Annotated in this window: 16 protein-coding genes; 9 read left to right on the top strand and 7 right to left on the bottom strand. The window is 73.5% G+C overall.

The window, feature by feature from the left end; translation table 11 throughout:
• Positions 1 to 61 precede the first annotated feature (61 nt).
• From ACFYM0_RS01195 to ACFYM0_RS01185, 3 genes are all read left to right on the top strand, one after another.
• Positions 62 to 1,000, top strand: a complete 939-nt coding sequence (locus tag ACFYM0_RS01195; RefSeq protein WP_388495369.1) for a M56 family metallopeptidase — start codon at positions 62 to 64, stop codon at positions 998 to 1,000.
• A gap of 73 nt (positions 1,001 to 1,073) precedes the next feature.
• Positions 1,074 to 1,814, top strand: coding sequence for a phosphatase PAP2 family protein (locus ACFYM0_RS01190; RefSeq protein WP_388495368.1), 741 nt, complete (start codon positions 1,074 to 1,076; stop codon positions 1,812 to 1,814).
• 37 nt (positions 1,815 to 1,851) lie between these two features.
• Complete coding sequence (locus ACFYM0_RS01185; protein WP_388495366.1) at positions 1,852 to 2,481, top strand: TetR/AcrR family transcriptional regulator; 630 nt, start codon at positions 1,852 to 1,854, stop codon at positions 2,479 to 2,481.
• Here ACFYM0_RS01185 and ACFYM0_RS01180 read toward each other — a convergent pair.
• A complete protein-coding gene (locus ACFYM0_RS01180; protein WP_388495365.1) occupies positions 2,478 to 3,956 on the bottom strand; it encodes an LVIVD repeat-containing protein in 1,479 nt (492 codons plus the stop codon). The two genes, ACFYM0_RS01185 and ACFYM0_RS01180, sit on opposite strands and share 4 nt — an antisense overlap.
• An 85-nt stretch (positions 3,957 to 4,041) precedes the next feature.
• On the opposite strand from ACFYM0_RS01180, the gene ACFYM0_RS01175 reads away from it, so the two are divergent.
• Together ACFYM0_RS01175 and ACFYM0_RS01170 are read left to right on the top strand one after the other, a co-directional pair.
• Positions 4,042 to 4,695 (top strand): DUF305 domain-containing protein, encoded by a 654-nt coding sequence (locus tag ACFYM0_RS01175; RefSeq protein ID WP_388495364.1) that lies wholly within the window; start codon positions 4,042 to 4,044, stop codon positions 4,693 to 4,695.
• Positions 4,696 to 4,747: 52 nt separating this feature from the next.
• Complete coding sequence (locus ACFYM0_RS01170; RefSeq protein WP_388495362.1) at positions 4,748 to 6,103, top strand: FAD-dependent oxidoreductase; 1,356 nt, start codon at positions 4,748 to 4,750, stop codon at positions 6,101 to 6,103.
• 72 nt (positions 6,104 to 6,175) lie between these two features.
• Here the strand turns inward: ACFYM0_RS01170 and ACFYM0_RS01165 are convergent, their stop codons facing one another.
• The gene (locus ACFYM0_RS01165) at positions 6,176 to 6,523 is read right to left on the bottom strand and encodes an ArsR/SmtB family transcription factor (RefSeq protein ID WP_388495361.1); all 348 of its coding nucleotides are present in this window, start codon (positions 6,521 to 6,523) and stop codon (positions 6,176 to 6,178) included.
• Positions 6,524 to 6,649: 126 nt separating this feature from the next.
• Complete coding sequence (locus ACFYM0_RS01160) at positions 6,650 to 7,750, bottom strand: NADH:flavin oxidoreductase/NADH oxidase (RefSeq protein ID WP_388495360.1); 1,101 nt, start codon at positions 7,748 to 7,750, stop codon at positions 6,650 to 6,652.
• A gap of 198 nt (positions 7,751 to 7,948) precedes the next feature.
• On the opposite strand from ACFYM0_RS01160, the gene ACFYM0_RS01155 reads away from it, so the two are divergent.
• Positions 7,949 to 9,040: a WD40/YVTN/BNR-like repeat-containing protein gene (locus ACFYM0_RS01155; protein ID WP_388495358.1), complete on the top strand. Its 1,092-nt coding sequence runs from the start codon at positions 7,949 to 7,951 to the stop codon at positions 9,038 to 9,040.
• A 39-nt stretch (positions 9,041 to 9,079) separates the two neighbouring features.
• Here the strand turns inward: ACFYM0_RS01155 and ACFYM0_RS01150 are convergent, their stop codons facing one another.
• Positions 9,080 to 10,714, bottom strand: a complete 1,635-nt coding sequence (locus ACFYM0_RS01150; protein ID WP_388495356.1) for a von Willebrand factor type A domain-containing protein — start codon at positions 10,712 to 10,714, stop codon at positions 9,080 to 9,082.
• Between the two features lie 231 nt (positions 10,715 to 10,945).
• On the opposite strand from ACFYM0_RS01150, the gene ACFYM0_RS01145 reads away from it, so the two are divergent.
• From ACFYM0_RS01145 to ACFYM0_RS01135, 3 genes are all read left to right on the top strand, one after another.
• The gene (locus tag ACFYM0_RS01145; protein ID WP_388495355.1) at positions 10,946 to 11,590 is read left to right on the top strand and encodes a dihydrofolate reductase family protein; all 645 of its coding nucleotides are present in this window, start codon (positions 10,946 to 10,948) and stop codon (positions 11,588 to 11,590) included.
• 109 nt (positions 11,591 to 11,699) lie between these two features.
• Positions 11,700 to 12,386: a uracil-DNA glycosylase gene (locus ACFYM0_RS01140; protein WP_327251378.1), complete on the top strand. Its 687-nt coding sequence runs from the start codon at positions 11,700 to 11,702 to the stop codon at positions 12,384 to 12,386.
• 109 nt (positions 12,387 to 12,495) lie between these two features.
• The gene (locus ACFYM0_RS01135; RefSeq protein WP_327251379.1) at positions 12,496 to 13,410 is read left to right on the top strand and encodes a hypothetical protein; all 915 of its coding nucleotides are present in this window, start codon (positions 12,496 to 12,498) and stop codon (positions 13,408 to 13,410) included.
• Between the two features lie 118 nt (positions 13,411 to 13,528).
• Here the strand turns inward: ACFYM0_RS01135 and ACFYM0_RS01130 are convergent, their stop codons facing one another.
• The 3 genes from ACFYM0_RS01130 to ACFYM0_RS01120 form a co-directional block, all read right to left on the bottom strand.
• Positions 13,529 to 14,596 (bottom strand): lactonase family protein, encoded by a 1,068-nt coding sequence (locus ACFYM0_RS01130; RefSeq protein ID WP_388495826.1) that lies wholly within the window; start codon positions 14,594 to 14,596, stop codon positions 13,529 to 13,531.
• 76 nt (positions 14,597 to 14,672) lie between these two features.
• Positions 14,673 to 15,821, bottom strand: coding sequence for a nitric oxide synthase oxygenase (locus tag ACFYM0_RS01125; RefSeq protein ID WP_388495353.1), 1,149 nt, complete (start codon positions 15,819 to 15,821; stop codon positions 14,673 to 14,675).
• A gap of 250 nt (positions 15,822 to 16,071) precedes the next feature.
• On the bottom strand, positions 16,072 to 17,583 hold the full coding sequence (locus ACFYM0_RS01120) for an FUSC family protein (RefSeq protein ID WP_388495825.1): 1,512 nt from the start codon (positions 17,581 to 17,583) through the stop codon (positions 16,072 to 16,074).
• Positions 17,584 to 17,602: the final 19 nt, after the last annotated feature.

Genomic DNA, 17,602 nt, shown 5'->3' with positions numbered 1-17,602 from the left:
CTGCATCACCCTTGGCCCGGACCATACCCGCAGGTAGCCGCACCCTCCTAGGCTGGGGCCCATGATGGTCCCCGCCGTTCTCCTGCTGCTCGGCGCCCTGACCGCGGTGCTCGCGCCCCGCCTGCTGGCCCGGGCCCGATGGCCCGAGCGTGAACCCGTCGTGGCCCTGTGGACCTGGCAGTGCGTGGTGGGCGCCGTACTCCTGTGCCTCGCGCTGTCGATGCTGCTGAGCGCGGCCGCCGCCTGGCAGGCCGTACGGGGCGGGCTGTTCGCCCCGGCTCCGCACGGCGTGGTGGACGCCTACGCGCTGGACGCCTCGGGCGGGCTCTGGGCCGCGGGCACCGCCGTCGTACTGGCCGGCTGCGGGCTGTGGACCGGCGCGATGCTGGCGCGGGAAATCCTGCGGGCCCGCACCCGACGCCGTGCGCAGGGCGCCGAACTGAGGCTGCGGGCGCCGCTGCTACCCGGGGAGCAGGCCTCCGGGGCGCGGCTCGTGGTCCTGGAGGGGCAGCGGCCGGACAGCTGGTGGCTGCCCGGTCCGGCTCCGCGGCTGGTGGTCACGACGGCGGCACTGGGCCGGCTCAAGGGGAGCCAGCTGGACGCCGTGCTGGCCCACGAGCAGGGGCACGCGGCGGCCCGGCACGACTGGCTGCTGCACTGCTCGCGGGCATTGTCCGGGGGGTTCCCGCAGGTCCCCGTCTTCGCCGCGTTCGAGGCGCAGATGCACCGGCTGGTGGAGCTGGCGGCCGACGACGTGGCCTCGCGGCGGTACGGGCGCCTGACCACGGCCCTGGCCCTGATCGGCCTGAACGAGGACCGCGGAGTCTTCGGCCCGTCCCCCGCGCAGGACGCGCACGTCCCGGAGCGGGTGCGGCGGCTGCTCGCGGCCGCGCCCCGGCTGTCGGCGGTGCGCCGGATGCGGCTGACGGCCCTGGCGACGCTGGCTCCGGCGGTTCCGCTGCTGGTGGCCTTCGGACCGGGGCTGGGCGCGCTCGCCTGAGGGCCGAGCGCCGGGGATCGCGGGGCAGCCGCCCTTGCGGGGCGTCGACGCCGCCGGATGCGAGGATCGGGGGATGCGGAACGCCCACGTACGGTTGCCGACCCCACTGGCGTGCGCGCTGTTCGCCTTGGCGGTCGTGGCGGTCGCGTCGACCGTTCTGACGGTCCTGGTGGCCACCGGCTGGGCTCCGCTGCTGTCCTTCGACGGCCGGATCGCGCGGGCCCTGCACTCCTACGCCGTCTCCCACTCCGGGGTCACGCGGCTGGTGCGGGTGTTCAGCGACTGGGTCTGGGATCCGTGGACCATGCGGGCCCTGGCGGGTGCGGCCTGCCTGTGGCTGTGGTGGCGGGGCAGCGGCCGGTGCGCGCTGCGGATCGCGCTGGCCACCCTCGCGGCCTCGGCGGTGAGTCAGGGACTGAAGGTCTGGGTGGGGCGGGAGCGGCCGGCATGGCCGGATCCGGTTGCCTCGGCGGACTACGCCGCCTATCCGTCGGGACACGCCCTGACGGCGACGGTGGTCTGCGGTCTGCTGGTGTGGCTGGTCGCACACCGGTCAGCGGGGCCGCGCGCGCGTCCGTACGCACGCCCGCTCACCCGGTCCGTCCCGGCCCTTGCGCTGCTCCTGGCAGCGGTCTCGGTCCTCGGGGTCGGCTTCACCCGGATCTACCTCGGCGTCCACTGGTTCTCGGACGTCCTGGCGGGCTGGCTGCTGGGCGCGGTGCTCGTGGCGCTCACAGTGGCGGTCTCGGTCTCGGACGGTGCCTGCTCTGGGCGATCCCCCGTGTCGCCCAGAGCAGGCGGTCCGGCACGCTGAGTATACTGGCTCCGAACCAGTCAACGCAGGAGCAAGCATGTCCCCGCGCAGCGCATCGGTCAATGAAGAATTGCGCAGGCGTTCCCGGGAGCGGCTGCTGCAGGCCACGGTCGAGCTGGTCGCGGAGCGCGGCTACGAGGCCACCACCCTCGGCGACATCGCCGACCGGGCCGGAGCCGCCCGTGGCCTGGTGTCCTACTACTTCCCGGGCAAGCGCCAGCTCCTGCAGTCCGCCGTGCACCGGCTGATGCACCTGACCCTGGAAGCGGCGCTGGAGCGGGAGCCCCGTCCACAGGACGGCCGGGAGCGACTGGCCCGGGCCATCGACGCGGTCCTCGGGCTGGCCCGGGACCATCCCCGGCTGATGCGGACCCACATGGCGGGGATCCTGCAGGCGGAGGGGTTCGTGCAGTGCGTCGAGCAGCAGCGGCTCGCGGAGCTGCTGCGGGACACCGTCGTACGGTACGGATCGGTGGAGGTGGACACCGACTACCCGTTGCTGCGGGCGCTGTTGATGGGTGCGGTGGTGGCGGTGCTGCTGCCGGGCGCGCCGATGCCGGCGTCCCGGCTGCGGGCCGAGCTGTTCCAGCGGTACGGGCTGGACTGGGAGTCGGGTGTCCCGCCGGACGGAGGACCGCCCGGCGGGACGTTTCCCTCGCCCCGTTAGTGGTATTCGGGCTGGGTCTGCACGTTGAGCCGGCCCAGCCACACCCACTTGGCGCTGTCGGTGCGCCAGTCGTCGAGCCGCAGGACGTCGAGGCCCTTGACGATGTCGTTCGAGTAGATGTGCCCGTTGTAGTAGTAGGCGGACCAGGAGCCGCCGAGGCCCAGCTTGTCGGTGGTCAGCGGGCCCCGCTCGAAGTAGGCGATCTCCTTCGGGCTGGTGGAATCGGTGAACTCCCAGACGGATATGCCGCCTTGGTACCAGGCCTGGACCATGATGTCGCGGCCGCCGCCGACCGGGACCAGCGAGCCGTTGTGGGCCACGCAGTTCTCGGTGTCGGCCTGCATGCGCGGGATCTTGAAGTAGCTCTTGAAGACGAGCTTGCGCTGGTCACCGCGGCCGGTGATCTCGTAGATGCCGTCGGCTCCCCGGGTGGGGCCGGTGGCCTCGTTGCAGGTGGCGCCGCCACCGCCGCCCAGCTCGTCGGTGAACACCACCTTGTTCGCCCGCTCGTTGAAGGTGGCCGAGTGCCAGAACGCGAAGTTCACGTTGTCCTGCACCCGGTCGATGACGCGCGGTTCCTCGGGCTTGCTGATGTCGAAGAGGATGCCGTCGCCCATGCAGGCGCCCGCGGCGAGGTCCTTGGAGGGCAGCACGGTGATGTCGTGGCAGCCCGTGGTCTTGGAGACGCCCGGGTTGGTGGGCGCGCCCGGGTTGCCGCCGTCCGGGAAGAGGATCGGGAAGGCCACGACCGCGGCCTGCGTCGGGCTCTTCTTCGGAACCTTCACGACCGAGATGCCGTCGTGCGGCGGCTTGCAGTCGGGGAACGCGTCGCTCGGGTTGTACGAGGAGACGTAGAGGTAAGCGTCCCGGCCGCCCGGCACCAGCGTGTGGGTGTGGGAGCCGCACGGGGTCTCGACGGACTTGATGTACTTGGGGTTCTTCTTGTCCTTGATGTCGAAGATCTTGATGCCCTCCCACGAGGACTTCTCCGTGGCGGGCTGCGAGACGCTGTTGCAGGAGTCGTCGCTGCGCGAGGAGTCGGTGGACAGGAAGAGCAGGTCCCCGTCGACGGAGATGTCGTTCTGCCCGCCGGGGCACAGCACTTCGGTGACCTTCTTCGGCGCCTTGGGGTTGCCGATGTCGTAGATCGTGAAGCCGTTGTAGCTGCCCGCGTAGGCGTACTTGCCCTGGAACGCCATGTCGGAGTTGATTCCGGTCGGGTCGGAACTGGGGATGTTGGCCAGGGGTTTGATGTTCCTGCTGTGGACGATCTCGTCCTGGCCCGGTATCTCGCCGGGCGCCGACTCGCGGCCCGCGCCGGCCGCGGTGGCGGCGCTCTGCGACGCACCCCCGCCCGGGAGCAGGTCTCCCGGGTCGGGGGTGGCGGCCGCGGGTCCGGCCGCCAGTAACGTGGTGAGGAGTCCGGCCGCGGCTGCGGCCACTCCCAGGGATCCGCGCCGTCTGCTGCTGTGCATCGAGGTCACTGTGCCCTCCCATGGGTCCGGTCGATTCCGCCCGTCGTGGGAACGGAACGCGGACCCCGGCAGTATGGTCCTTAGCATGGACATGGCGAAAGTCTCACTCGGGCGAATCGTCGGAGCGGCCCTGGCCGTTGGGCTCCTGCTCCCCCTCACCGGCTGCCGGGACGGCGGCGGGACGGACGGCGCGGCGGACGGCAAGCCGATGGTCATCGCCCCCGGCAAACCCGGCGAGAAGGCGCGCACCATCTCCCCCGAACAGGCCGCGAAGGAACTGCCCGACGACACCCCCAACGCGGCGGACCGAGCGTACGTGCGGAACATGATCGAACACCACGGTCAGGCACTGACCATGAGCGCGCTCGCTCCGGACCGGGCCGCGGCCGACGGGGTCAAGCGGCTCGCCGAGCGGATCGCGGCCGCGCAGAAGCCCGAGATCGGCGCGATGGAGGGATGGGCGGCCCGCAACCCGGCGCCCACCGCCGCCCCGGGAGGCCACGACCACGCGGCGATGCCCGGCATGGCCACCGCTCAGCAGCTCGAGGAGCTCACCTCGGCCCGGGGTGCGGACTTCGACCGGCTCTTCCTCGCCCTGATGACCGCCCACCACGAGGGCGCCCTGAAGATGGCGGGCGAGGTCCTGGCCTCGGGCAACAATGCCGCCGTGGAGGAGATGGCCAACGAGGTGGCGGCCACCCAGAGCGCCGAGGTCCACCGGATGCGCGCGATGGGCTGACGGCCCGGGCACCCGGTGTCATGCTGGGAACACCTGCGGGAGGAGCTCCGCCGTGCTTCGTATCGCCGTCGTCGGATCGGGCCCCAGCGGGGTCTACGCCGCACAGACACTCGTACAGCAGCGCGAGGTGCCGGGGATCCGGGTCGACGTGCTCGACCGGCTGCCGGCTCCGTACGGGCTCGTGCGCTACGGGGTGGCCCCCGACCACGAGAAGATCAAGTCCCTGCAGGGCAGCCTGCGCACCGTGCTGGAGGACGAGCGGATCCGCTTCCTCGGCAACGTCGAGGTGGGCGGGGACGCCCTGCCCACCGCCCGGCTCCTGGAGCTGTACCACGCGGTGGTGTACTGCGTCGGCGCGGCCCGGGACCGGATGCTCGGCATCCCCGGCGAGGAGCTCGTCGGAGTGCACTCCGCCACGGCCTTCGTGGCCTGGTACAGCGGCCATCCGGACGCCGCGGCCGAGGCCTTCGGGCTGCCCGGGGTGGAGTCGGCGATCGTGGTCGGCGCCGGGAACGTGGCGGTCGACGTGACGCGGATCCTGGCCCGGGGCGTGCCGGAGCTGGCCCCGACCGACATGCCGCAGCCGGCCCTGGGCGCGCTCGGCGCCAGCGGGGTGCGCGCGGTGCACATGGTGGCCCGGCGCGGTCCCTCGCAGGGCAAGTTCACCACCAAGGAGCTGCGCGAACTGGGCACGCTGCCCGGCGTGGACGTACATGCCGACGAGGAGGAGCTGGCCCTCGACCCGGCGTACGCGGACCCTGGCGCGGCCCTGCCCGCGGTGAACCGGCGCAACGTGGAGGTGCTGCGCGGCTGGGCGGCGGATCCGGCGAGCGGCGGGGACCGGCGGATCGCGCTGCGGTTCTTCCTGCGCCCGGTGGAGGTGCTCGGCGGCCCGGACGGCCGGGTCACCGGGATGCGGTTCGAGCGGACGGCTCCCGACGGCCGGGGCGGGGTCACCGGCACGGGTGTCCACGAGGACGTCCCGGCGCAGTTGGTCCTGCGCTCGGTGGGGTACCAGGGCGTCCCGCTGGGCGGGCTGCCCTTCGACGAGCGGCGCGGTACGGTCCCGCACGCGGCGGGCCGGGTGCTCCGGGAGGGCCGCGCCTCCGTGGGCGAGTACGTGGCGGGCTGGATCAAGCGCGGCCCGACCGGGGTCATCGGCACCAACAGGCCCTGCGCGAAGGAGACGGCCTCCTCCCTGCTCCAGGACGCGGGGGCGCTGGCCCGGCGCGAACGGGAGCGGGACCCGCTGGAGGCGATGCTCCGGGCCGGGCTGCACCCGGTCCGGTGGCCGGGGTGGCTGGCCATCGAGACGGCCGAGGCGGAACTCGGGCGGTCCCTGGGCCGGCGCTCCGTCAAGATCCCGGACTGGGCGGGCCTGCTGGCCGCGGCCGGCGGCACGGACTGACCCGCGGTCCCGGCCCCGGGCACCGGCTCCATCTCCGCGGTTCTTCCCGCCGCGTTCGGTCCCGGGTGCGCCTCAGCCCCGGTCGCGCGCCTCCTCGGCTGCGGCCGCCGCGAGGACGCCGTCGAGCAGCCCGGGGAACAGCTCCGCCAGCTCGGCGCGGCGCAGCCCGTTCAACTTGGCCGTGCCCCGGTAGGACTGGCGCACGACACCGCTCTCGCGCAGGACCCGGAAGTGGTGCGTGGTCGTGGACTTGGTGACCGGGAGCCGGAAGTGCGAGCAGACCAGCTCGGCGTCCGTGGCCGCGAGGTCGCGGACGATGGACAGCCGGACCGGGTCGGAGAGGGCGTGCAGGACGCCTTCGAGCCGGATCTCGGCGGCCTCGGGGTGGGCGAGGACACGGGCCGCGTCACGTTCCGTCATGTCCGTACTCCACTCGCTGGGTGATGCCGCGATGCCGGGCATTCCTCCATCGTACGAGAACCATCGTAGGAACGGAGCCGAACGGCCGGGTGCGGCGCGGGAGCCCGGCCCCCGCACCGCACCGGTTCACCAGGAACGGTGGTACTGCTCGGGCGTACGGACCTGCGCGCCGAGCGCGGCGGCCGCGCGGCGGGCCCAGAACGGGTCGCGCAGCAGTTCGCGGCCCAGCAGGACGGCGTCGGCCTCCGCGTTGGCCAGGATCTTCTCGGCCTGCTCCGGTTCGGTGATCAGGCCGACGGCGGCGACCGGGAGGGTGGTCTCGGCCTTGACCCGGGCCGCGAAGGGCACCTGATAGCCGGGGCCGACCGGGATCGTCACGTCGGGGGCGAGGCCACCGGTGGAGACGTCGAGCAGGTCCACGCCGTGCTCCTCGAGCAGGCCGGCCAGCCGGACCGTCTCGTCCGCGGTCCAGCCGTCCTCCTCCAGCCAGTCGGTGGCGGAGATCCGGAAGAACAGCGGCAGGTCCTCGGGCCACACCGCCCGTACGGCGTCGACGACTTCGAGGGCGAGGCGGGTGCGGTTCTCGAAGGATCCGCCGTACTCGTCGGTGCGCTTGTTGCTGTGCGGGGAGAGGAACTCGCCGATCAGGTAGCCGTGGGCGCCGTGGATCTCGACGACCTGGTAGCCGGCGGCGAGCGAACGCCGGGCGGCCGCCGCGAACTGCTCCACGACGTCCCGGATCTCCCGGACCGTCAGCTCGTGCGGGACCTGGTGGTCCGCGGAGAACGGCACGGCGCTCGGGGCGCTGGGCCGCCAGCCGTGCGCCTCGGGGCCGAGCGGCCCACCGCCCTTCCAGGTGCGGTCGGTGGAAGCCTTGCGGCCGGCATGGGCGAGCTGGATGCCGGAGACCGCGCCCCGGCCCTTCACGAAGGAGGTGATCCGGCGCAGCGCCTCGACCTGCGTGTCGTTCCAGATCCCGAGGTCGTACGGCGAGATCCGCCCCTCGGGGGCGACGGCCGTGGCCTCCTGGATGATCAAGCCCGTTCCGCCGGTGGCGCGGGCCGCGTAGTGCGCGAAGTGCCAGTCGTGGGCGACCCCGGCGTCCGGACCGGAGGGCTCGGCGCTGTACTGGCACATCGCGGCCATCCACACCCGGTTCGGGACGGTGACCGAGCGGATGGTCCACGGCTGGAACAGGGCGGCGAAGGAAACGGGAGCAGCACTCATGAGGGGTCTCCAGGGGCGACCGGAAGCGCGCCGGGGAACCGGCCGCTAAGTACGAGAGTCACCGTACTACGAATTTCCTCGTACTACGAGACCCTTCGTACGACCGGAGGCGCGCGCCGCGACCTGCCCCTGTCAGTGGCCGGGTGCAGACTGGCGGAAAGCTGCCGTGCAGGACAAAGACGTCCGGAGGTGTCGGCCATGACCGACGTGGTATTGCTCGCGGGAACCCGCAAGGGACTGTTCATCGGCCGCCGGGACTCCGGCGGCACCTGGGAGTTCGACGAGCCGCACTTCAACGCCCAGGCGGTCTCGGCCGTCGCCATCGACCGGCGCCGCGGCGCGCCCCGGCTCCTGGTCGCCGGCGACAGCACCCACTGGGGGCCGTCCGTGTTCAGCTCCGACGACCTGGGAGCGACCTGGCGGGAGCCCGCCGCGGCCGCCGTGAAGTTCCCCGAGGACACCGGAGCCTCCCTGGAGCGGGTCTGGCAGCTCCATCCGGCCGGCCCCGAGGCCCCCGGCGTGGTCTACGCGGGCACCGAACCGGCCGCCCTGTTCCGCTCGGCCGATCACGGCGAGTCCTTCGAGCTGGTCCGCCCCCTGTGGGAGCACCCGACCCGGGACAAGTGGGTCCCGGGCGGCGGTGGCGAGGGCCTGCACACGGTGATCACCGACCCGGGCGACCCCGACCTGGTCACGGTGGCGGTCTCCACGGCCGGGGTGTTCCGGACCACGGACGGCGGGGCGAGCTGGACCCCGTCGAACCACGGGGTCTCGGCGGTGTTCCTGCCCGACCCGGACCCCGAGTTCGGCCAGTGCGTGCACAAGATCGCCCAGGACGCCGGGGACACCGGCCGGCTGTACCTACAGAACCACTGGGGCGTCTACCGCAGCGACGACGCCGGGACCCGCTGGACGGACATCGGCGACGGCCTGCCCTCCGACTTCGGCTTCGCCGTGGCCGCGCACCCGCACCGGCCGGGTACCGCCTACGTCTTCCCGCTCAACGCCGACAGCGACCGCGTCCCCGCGGAACACCGCTGCCGGGTCTTCCGCACCAGGGACGCGGGGACGACCTGGGAGCCCCTGACGAAGGGCCTCCCGGCCGGGGACCACTACGGCACGGTGCTGCGGGACGCGCTCTGCACGGACGACGCGGACCCGGCCGGGATCTACTTCGGAAACCGCAACGGCGAGCTGTACGCCAGCCAGGACGACGGGGACAGCTGGCAGTTGCTGGCCGAGCACCTCCCCGACGTCCTGTGCGTACGGGCCGCCGTGCTGAACCACTAGCCGCCGCGACCCGTACCCCGCGGCACCCTCGTCCGGGCCTCAGCCCGTGAGCGAGCGGGCCTGGTGCACGGCCTGCGCCAGCTGGCGTACGGCAGGATCCTCGGTGCTCCCGGCCAGCCGGTCCGCGTGCCCGGCCAGGCTCTCCAGCGGGGCGGCGCCCGGCACCCGCTCCCAGCCGCCGTCGCGCTCGCGCAGGGCGGAGGCGAAGTAGGCGGCCACCGCGGTGACCTGGAAGCGCGTGGACGCCGCGGTCCACACGTCGCCGGACAGGGCCGCCGCCTCGATCTTGCCGGACTCCTCGTGCGGCGCCCGGGTGCGCGGGTCCAGCCAGCGCACCGTCGCCGTCGCCAGGTGTCCGGTGGCGCCGGGGCGCAGCCGTACCGCGTACAGGGCGGTCACGGTGTGGCCGGAGCCGACCTCTCCCCCGTCCACGGTGTCGTTCCTGAAGTCGCCGTCGGCGACGCGGCGGTCGTCGTATCCGATCAGCCGGAACCGTTCGACGGTCTGCGGGTCGAAGGCGACCTGCGCCTTGGCGTCGCGGGCCCGCAGCTGCACCTGCGCCGGGAGGTCCTCGCAGAACACCTTGCGGGCGCCCTCGGCGTCGGAGACGTAGGTGGTGTGTCCGTCGCCCCGGTCGGCGAGCTGTTCCATGAAGGCGTCGTTGAACTCGCTGCCCACGCCCACGCCGAACAGGGTGATGCCGTGCTTGGTCCGGGCTTCGCCGATCCGGTTCAGGATGGTGTCGGCGGAAGTGGCGCCGTTGTTGGCCAGGGCGTCGGAGAGCAGGACGACCCTGTTGGTGGCGCCGGGCCGCAGCGACTCGACCGCGACCTCGTACCCGCGGACGACCCCGGCCTCCACGTTGGTCGAGTCGGCGGTGCGCAGCGCGGCGACGACCTCCTGGATCCGCTCGCGGTGGCCCTCGACGCGGGTCATCGGCAGCCGGGTCCGGGCCTCCCCGCTGAAGGTGACGACGGCGACCGAGTCGTCTTCGCGGAGTTGGTCGGTCATCAGTTTCATGGAGCTGCGGACGAGGTCGAGGCGGCCGGGCTCGGCCATGGAACCGGAGACGTCCACGACGAAGGTGAGCGCCGCGGGCGGCCGGGCCTCGGCGCCGTCCGCCCCGCCGTTCCCGACGCGGGTGGCGAGGCCCACCCGGACCAGGGACCAGTTCGGCTCGGTGGTGCGGGCCCCGTCCACGGTGACGGAGAAGCCGTCGCCGTCGGGCTCCTGGTAGTCCTGCCGGAAGCTGTTGACGAACTCCTCGGGGCGCACGGTGGCGGGGTCGGGGAGCTTGCCGTCCGCGAGGGTGCGGCGGGCGTACCCGTAGCTGGCGGTGTCCACGTCGAGCGCGAAGGTGGAGAGGTAGTCGGCGGGCGGTCCGGTGGGGCGCCGCCCGTCGCTCTCCCCTTCCGTGCTTTCTCCGCCGGGGCGGCTGGCGGACGGCCGCGGCCCGGAGTCGCCGCCCTTCCACTCCCCGTCGGCGCTGCGGTTCGAGCCGCCGCTTCCGCAGCCGGCCAGCAGGAGGCCGCCGGCGAGGAGCGCGGCGGTCAGTCTGCCCTGGGTTCTCCGCCGGGTCGGACGGCCCCTGCGGGACGTGCCGGGGGTGCTGGGCGTGCGGGGCGCGCCGGGCGCGCGAAGTGTGCCGGGCGTGCGGTCCTCGTGGGGCTCCATGCGGTCTCCCTCGAACGTCATCGGTGTTGAATGGGACGCCCGGGGTGGAGAGTTGGAGCAATCGAACCTGTTGCGAACAGGTATCGAAGCGACAACGGGGCCCGGGTTCCCGGCCGCCCGTCCCCGTGCCCCGACCGCCCGGCAGCAGGAGCGATCCGTCGTGGCGATGAGTTTTCGGGTGCCGGACGGTCTATCCCTTGACGAAGACGTCCGAATCACCGGGAGCACGCCATGGGCCTCATCCACATCGAAATGTTCGCGACCCTCGACCTCGTCGGGCAGGCGCCCGGCGGCCCCGACGAGGACCCGGCGGGGTTCCCGTTCGGCGGCTGGCAGGCGCCCCTGCTGGACGAGGTCACCGGGGCGCAGGTCGCAGCCGCGTACGAGGGCACGGACGCCCTGCTGCTCGGACGGCGGACGTACGACATCTTCGCCGCCTACTGGCCCCACCAGAAGGGCGGCGAGGACGGCGAGATCGCCACCCTCTTCAACCGCGTCCCGAAGTACGTGGCCTCGCGTGGCAGGCCCGACCTGTCGTGGGCCGGCTCCACCAGGCTGGGCCCGGACCTCGCCGGCGCGGTGCGCGAGATCCGTGACCGGCACGAGCACGTGAAGGTCGTCGGGAGCCTGAACCTGGTCCAGACGCTCCTGCGCGAGAAGCTCTTCGACCGCCTCGACCTCTGGGTGCACCCGATCGTGCTCGGCGTCGGGAAGAAGGTGTTCGACGACGGCGCCGTGCCCACCAACCTCGAGCTCCTCGCGCCTCCGGCCACCGGCACCAAGGGGACCGTGCTCCTGCGCTACGGGCTCACGGACGGCACTCCCGCGACGGGCGACATGAGCGCCCCCGGTCGCGGCGTCGGAAGCGACGCCTGAGGTTCCCGCACCCGGGGGCCCGTGACCCCCGTCGAGGAGCGGCCGGCCCGGGACCCGTCCCGCGAGGGGTGGCACCGGGCCGCGGACTGGGCCAGTAGAGTGATCCCCCGTGGCAGCACGACCGTTGAACGAGATCGTCGAGCCGGGCTGGGCCCGCGCTCTGGAGCCGGTGGCGGCGCAGATCGCCGCGATGGGCGACTTCCTGCGCGCGGAGATCGCGGCGGGCCGGACCTACGTCCCCGCTGGTGCGAACGTGCTGCGCGCGTTCCAGCAGCCCTTCGACGAGGTGAAGGTGCTGATCGTCGGGCAGGATCCCTACCCGACGCCTGGTCACGCGATCGGCCTGTCCTTCTCCGTGGCCCCCGAAGTCAGCCCGTGGCCCCCGAGCCTCGACAACATCTTCCGCGAACTGCACGCCGATCTCGGCACGGGCAAGCCCCGGAACGGGGATCTGACCCCGTGGACCCGGCAGGGCGTCCTGCTGCTGAACCGCTCGCTCACCACGGCCCCGCGCAAGCCCAACGCGCACCGCGGCAAGGGCTGGGAGGCGGTGACCGAGCAGGCGATCCGCGCGCTCGCGGCCCGCGGCAAGCCCCTGGTGTCGGTGTTGTGGGGGCGCGAGGCGCGCAACCTGCGGCCCCTGCTGGGCGACCTGCCGGCCGTGGAATCGGTGCACCCCTCCCCGATGTCCGCGGACAACGGGTTCTTCGGGTCGAGGCCGTTCAGCAGGACGAACGACCTGCTGGTCCGCCAGGGTGCGCAGCCCGTGGACTGGCGGCTTCCCTCCGCAGGGTGACCGAAGGCCTGAACCGTATCTGACATTCCTCGGATAAATACGGACAGATGCCGCCGAAGAAGGCCCTGCCCGAACACCCGGTTTCGATAAACCAGTAGCATGCGGCGCCATGAGCTCCCCCACTGGGCCCGCAAATGGCCTGCCCGTACGAATGCCGCGACCCCGCCAGACCGGACGGCACCGCCGGCCCGAGCCCGCGGTGGCGCCCGAGGGCGCGCCCGCGCTGGTGCTCGCCGTGCCCGGTGCCCCTTCGGCCGCCTCGCGGGGGCTCGCGGAAGAGATCATCAGCATCGGCCGCTCCGAGCTGCCCGGCCTGGACGCCCGGGTCGGTTTCCTCGACGGTGACGACGCCACCGAGTTCCCGTCCCTGTCGGGCGTGCTGAACTCCGTCGCCCGCGACCGCGCCGCGCGCGCGGAGTCGGCCCGCGCCGCCGGGCAGGAAGTGCCCGCGCCGACCGGTCCGGACGCCGTGGTCGTGCCCCTGCTGGCCGGCCCCGACGGTGATCTGCTGCGCCGCGTGCGCCAGGCCCTCATGGACTCCTCGGCCGCCGCCGAGCTGGCCGACCCGCTCGGCCCGCACCCGCTGCTCGCCGAGGGGCTGCACGTGCGGCTGTCCGAGGCCGGCCTCGCCCGCGCCGACCGGGCCAGGCTCTTCAGCGTGACCACGGCCGCCGACGGCATCGTCCTGGCCACCACCGGCGGCGAGGAGGCCGTGCAGGCCGCGGGCATCACCGGCATGCTGCTGGCCGCCCGTCTCGCCGTGCCGGTGATGGCCGCCGCGCTGGACGAGGAGGGTTCGGTGGCCGCCATCGCCGACCAGCTCCGCCGCGAGGGTTCGACGCAGCTCGCGCTGGCCCCGTACCTGATCGGCCCTGAGGCCGCCGAGGGTCTCCTCGACACCGCCTGCAAGGAGGCCGGTTGCAGCGCCGCCGACGTGCTCGGCGCGTACCCCGCGCTCGGCAAGCTGGCCGTCGCGCAGTACTCCGCCGCCCTCGGCATCACCCAGGGTGCCGCCGCCCACTGACCCCCCGCTCATGCCGTGCGCACGAGGGCCCGCGCCCCGGACCGTTCCGAATCGAACGAGCCGGAGCGCGGGCCCTCGTACGTACGGCGGTCGGGTGCCGTCCGGTGCCGCCCGGGGTTCAGCCGAAGACCACGCAGGTGGCGGCGGGCACGGCCACCGCGCCGGCCCGGCGCGGCTCGCCCGTCACCGGGTCCACATCGAACCAGGTGACGTCCCCGGAGCGCTCGTTGGCCGCGTACAGCCGGCGCCCCGACGGGTCGGCGGCGAGATCGCGCGGCCACCGGCCCCCGCACGGCACGGTACCCGTGAGCTGCGGCTTCTCCGCGCCGCCGGCGAGGGAGAAGGTGACGATGGTGTCGGCTCCGCGGACGGCCGCCCAGACGAATCGGCCGTCGGACGAGGTCACGACCGCCGAGGGGTAGGCCCGCGGAGCCCCTGGAGCGCCCGCGGGAGCGACCGGAACCTCGCCGACCGGTTGGAGCTCGCCCGACTCTCCGTTCCAGCGGCAGACGGTCAGCTGCGGCTCCAGCTCGTGCAGTACGTAGACCACTTCGCCGGAGGGGTGGAAGGCGAGGTGCCGGGGGCCGGTCCCGGCGCGCAGCACGGTCTCGGCGTGCAGGACCGGGGCTCCGGTGGCCGGGTCGAGCGCGCAGACCCGTACCGAGTCGGTGCCGAGGTCGACGCTGAGGACCCAGCGGCCGCCGGGGGCGGGCAGCACCTGGTGGGCGTGCGGGGACTTCTGCCGGCCGGTGTCGGGGCCGGAGCCCCGGTGGGCCAGTACGGCGGCGGGCCCCCCGATCGAGCCGTCGGCGGCGAGCGGGAGGCTGCTGACGCTGCCCGAGGTGTAGTTGGCGGTCAGCAGCCGGCGCCCCGCCACGCCGAGGTGGGTGGGGCCGGAGCCGCCGACGGGGACGGTCCCGCCGAGGGGTACGAGCCCCGCGGCGGTCGTCCGGAAGGCGCCCACAGCGCCCTCCTTGGCCTCGCTCACGGCGTACAGCACGCCGGTGACGGGCTCGTGGACCAGGTACGAGGGCTCCGCGACGGCGTCCGTGGCCGAGAGCGGGGTCAGCGCTCCGGTGGCCGGATCCACGGCCGCGGTGGTGACACCGCGGCCGCCCCCCGAGGTGAACGAGCCGATCCAGGCCAGGTGTCCGCCGCCGCCGGCCGTACGGTCCGTACCGCCCACACCACTGTCCGCGTCGCCCACGAGAAGCCCCTCTCCGCCGTTCCGGATCCGTTCCCGAGCGACGGTAACAGAAGGTCTAGACCAAATCCCGCCCTTGGGCCCGTTCTTGGGCGCCGGAGTGGTGGACGTAGGCGGTCGAGCTGGGCCGGTCCTCGAAGGTGCGGTGGAAGACCGGGGTCGCCGACCCGGAGATGGGCGGCACGATCCAGGACCAGTCCGCGCCCACGTCACGGCCCTTGCGCTCCTCCTTCTCCAGGTGGGTCAGGAAGCGCCGGGACTCCGTGTGGTGGTCGGCGATGGTGACCCCGGCCCGGTCGAAGGAGTGCAGGACCGCCCGGTTGAGCTCGACGAGCGCGCGGTCCTTCCAGAGGGAACGGTCGCTGCCGGTGTCGAGGCCCATGCGGCGGGCGACCGCGGGCAGGAGGTTGTAGCGGTCGGTGTCCGCTAGGTTGCGGGCACCGATCTCGGTCCCCATGTACCAGCCGTTGAAGGGCGCCGCCGGGTAGTGGATTCCGCCGATCTCCAGGCACATGTTGGAGATCGCGGGTACGGCGTGCCAGCGCAGCGCCCAGTCCGACCAGCCGTCACCGCCGGCCGCTCCGTCGGGGTGCTCGATGGGCACCTCCAGGACGGCGTCCGGGGGGACGTCGAACCAGCGGGGTTTGTCGTCGACCCCCTGCACGACCAGCGGAAGGAGGTCGAAGGGGGTGCCCGGGCCGCGGGACCAGCCCAGTGCGAGCAACGCGCTCGTGAGCTCGGCGTTGCGGGCGTCGCCGACGGTTATCGAGGGGTGGTCGCCGTAGCCGGCGTACCGGACCAGCTGCTCGCTCCAGATGACCGGGCCGGGGCGGTCCGGGGTGTCGGGGGCGAAGACCGTGATGGTGGGCCGGACCCGGCCGCCGTTGGTGGCCTCGCGCAGGTGCTCGAAGCACTCCTCCGCGATCCCGTCGGCGTCGGTGAGCCCGCGGCGGTCGCGGACGCGCAGCGAGTTCCAGTACAGCCTGCCTATGCAGCGGTTGCTGTTGCGCCACGCGACGCGGGCGCCGTGCTCCAGTTCCTCGGGAGTGTGCCGGTACGTGTCCGTCTCGGCGAGCTCGGCCCGTACGGCGGCGAGCCGCTCGCGCGGATCACCCGCGCCCGGATTCTCCCTGTGGAACAGTCGGATGAACTCCTCGGCCGCTTCCCACACCTGCGCGGTGCTCGAGCACTGTTGAAGTATTTCCATTCCGGCGGTTACCCCCTGTCCGATCCGACCAGGTCCACCCCGCGCGCCGTGAAGCGGCGCCATGCCGGATGAATGTGCAATGAACAATCACCCGTTGTACACGTCGCAGGTCAGCGGCGTGCAGAAGGCGCGCCCGGAACACTCCTCCGTGTGATCTTCATCGATCGGCCTGCGGACGGGACTTGGGGGGACGTACCATCCGCGGCGGTGGCGGCGAACGCCGGCCGGGACGGGCACCGGGCCGCAGGGGTCAGGCACCCACCAGCGGGGAGCGTGACGCCGTGCGCAGGGGTCCGTCGAGCTGGGCCAGGAGCCGCTCCAGACCGTGCAGATGTGCCAGCGCGGGCTCCGAGGCGGACCGCGCGGGGTTCAGGGCCGCGGCGGCCGACCGGTGCTCCGCGCCCGTGGCGCGTTCCGCTTCCGGCGTCAGCAGGGCCTCTACGGCGGCCTCCACCCGCCAGCACGCCGCCGCGAGCCGGGCGTCGTGGCTCGCGTCCGGGTCCGCCGCCACGGAGACCAGCCCGCGGACCTCCACGGCGCACTCGTCGAGCAGCGCGAGCACCCGGCGGGCCCTGGCCTTGCGGCCGCGGTAGGGGCTCAGCGGGTGGACGAGCGGAGCCAGGGAGAGCCGTACCCGGCCCAGGAAGAGCTCCAGCTCCGCGGCGTGCGGCGCGGGGTCCGCGACCGGGGAACCGGCGAGCCGGGCCGCGGCCTCGGCCGTGCAGGTGCGGACGCAGCGCAGCGCGCGCTGGATCCACATGTCGTTGGTCGCGTGGGTGGTCACCGGGAGCACCAGGATCACGGCCAGCCCGGCGCACACCGCGCCGACGGCCGTCTGCTCCAGGCGCAGGACGAGCAGACCGGGATCGAGTACGCCCAGCAGCCCGTAGAGCAGGCCGGCCATCACCGTCACGGCCAGCATCATCCAGCTGTAGGACACGGCGGCGGTGTAGAAGATCCCGAAGACGCAGAGCGCCACCAGGACGGCCGTGGGCGCCGGCGCACCGTTCAGCGGGATGGCTATCAGCAGGCCCGCGCCGATCCCGAACACCGTGCCGAGGACCCGGCGGAAGCCGCGGACCAGGGTCTCGCCGCGCGACGCGGTGTTGACGAAGATCCACCAGGCGGTGCCGACCGCCCAGTACCAGCGGTCCTCCGACAGGGTCTGGCCGATGCCCAGCGCCACCGCGCAGGCGGCGGTGGCCTGGAAGGCCTGGCGGGTGGTCGGCCGGGCCAGCCCGGTGCCGGGCGCCGCGGGCGGTACGGCGGGGGGCGGGACGCGCCGCTCGATCGGCCACAGCACGAACCGCACGGCGCCGGCCGAGAGCAGGGCCAGGCCGACGGCCGCGTAGAGCTCGGGCAGCTGGCCGGGCCGGGCGTGCAGGAACTGCGTGATGAAGAAGTTCATGAAGGCGAAGATGCCGAGGGCGTGGCCGCGCGCCCCCCAGCGGCGGGCGTAGACACCGGCGAACACGACGGCGACGAACGCCGCGTCACGGGCCAGTGGCACGCCGTGCAGGGTGGTGGCCAGGGCCAGTACGGGGAAACCGGCGGCGGGCAGCAGGGCGGTGGTCACCCGCTGGGCGCGCACGGTCGAGTCGGTCACGGTGAAGAGGGCGAGCAGGGCCGCCAGTCCCCCGGTGATCGACGCGACGAGCGAGAGTCCGCAGAGCTCGGCCACGGCCACCGCGAGAGCGACGCCGATGACGGCCCGCGTGGCGTTCCTGAGTCTTGCGCGCCCCGGATCCGGAGCCACGAACATCCTCTTCACGGCGGTGTGC

It is taken from the genome of Streptomyces sp. NPDC006487, assembly GCF_042870555.1.
Taxonomy (GTDB): Bacteria; Actinomycetota; Actinomycetes; order Streptomycetales; family Streptomycetaceae; genus Streptomyces.
This window is presented reverse-complemented; position numbering and strand designations above follow the sequence as displayed.

What these genes read in the sequence shown, in the direction of transcription:
- ACFYM0_RS01195 (WP_388495369.1), top strand. Translation starts at nt 62, where the DNA reads ATGATGGTCCCCGCCGTTCTCCTGCTGCTCGGCGCCCTGACCGCGGTG.
- ACFYM0_RS01190 (WP_388495368.1), top strand. Translation starts at nt 1,074, where the DNA reads ATGCGGAACGCCCACGTACGGTTGCCGACCCCACTGGCGTGCGCGCTG.
- ACFYM0_RS01185 (WP_388495366.1), top strand. Translation starts at nt 1,852, where the DNA reads ATGTCCCCGCGCAGCGCATCGGTCAATGAAGAATTGCGCAGGCGTTCC.
- ACFYM0_RS01180 (WP_388495365.1), bottom strand. Translation starts at nt 3,956, where the DNA reads ATGCACAGCAGCAGACGGCGCGGATCCCTGGGAGTGGCCGCAGCCGCG.
- ACFYM0_RS01175 (WP_388495364.1), top strand. Translation starts at nt 4,042, where the DNA reads ATGGACATGGCGAAAGTCTCACTCGGGCGAATCGTCGGAGCGGCCCTG.
- ACFYM0_RS01165 (WP_388495361.1), bottom strand. Translation starts at nt 6,523, where the DNA reads ATGACGGAACGTGACGCGGCCCGTGTCCTCGCCCACCCCGAGGCCGCC.
- ACFYM0_RS01160 (WP_388495360.1), bottom strand. Translation starts at nt 7,750, where the DNA reads ATGAGTGCTGCTCCCGTTTCCTTCGCCGCCCTGTTCCAGCCGTGGACC.
- ACFYM0_RS01155 (WP_388495358.1), top strand. Translation starts at nt 7,949, where the DNA reads ATGACCGACGTGGTATTGCTCGCGGGAACCCGCAAGGGACTGTTCATC.
- ACFYM0_RS01150 (WP_388495356.1), bottom strand. Translation starts at nt 10,714, where the DNA reads ATGGAGCCCCACGAGGACCGCACGCCCGGCACACTTCGCGCGCCCGGC.
- ACFYM0_RS01145 (WP_388495355.1), top strand. Translation starts at nt 10,946, where the DNA reads ATGGGCCTCATCCACATCGAAATGTTCGCGACCCTCGACCTCGTCGGG.
- ACFYM0_RS01135 (WP_327251379.1), top strand. Translation starts at nt 12,496, where the DNA reads ATGAGCTCCCCCACTGGGCCCGCAAATGGCCTGCCCGTACGAATGCCG.
- ACFYM0_RS01125 (WP_388495353.1), bottom strand. Translation starts at nt 15,821, where the DNA reads ATGGAAATACTTCAACAGTGCTCGAGCACCGCGCAGGTGTGGGAAGCG.
- ACFYM0_RS01120 (WP_388495825.1), bottom strand. Translation starts at nt 17,583, where the DNA reads ATGTTCGTGGCTCCGGATCCGGGGCGCGCAAGACTCAGGAACGCCACG.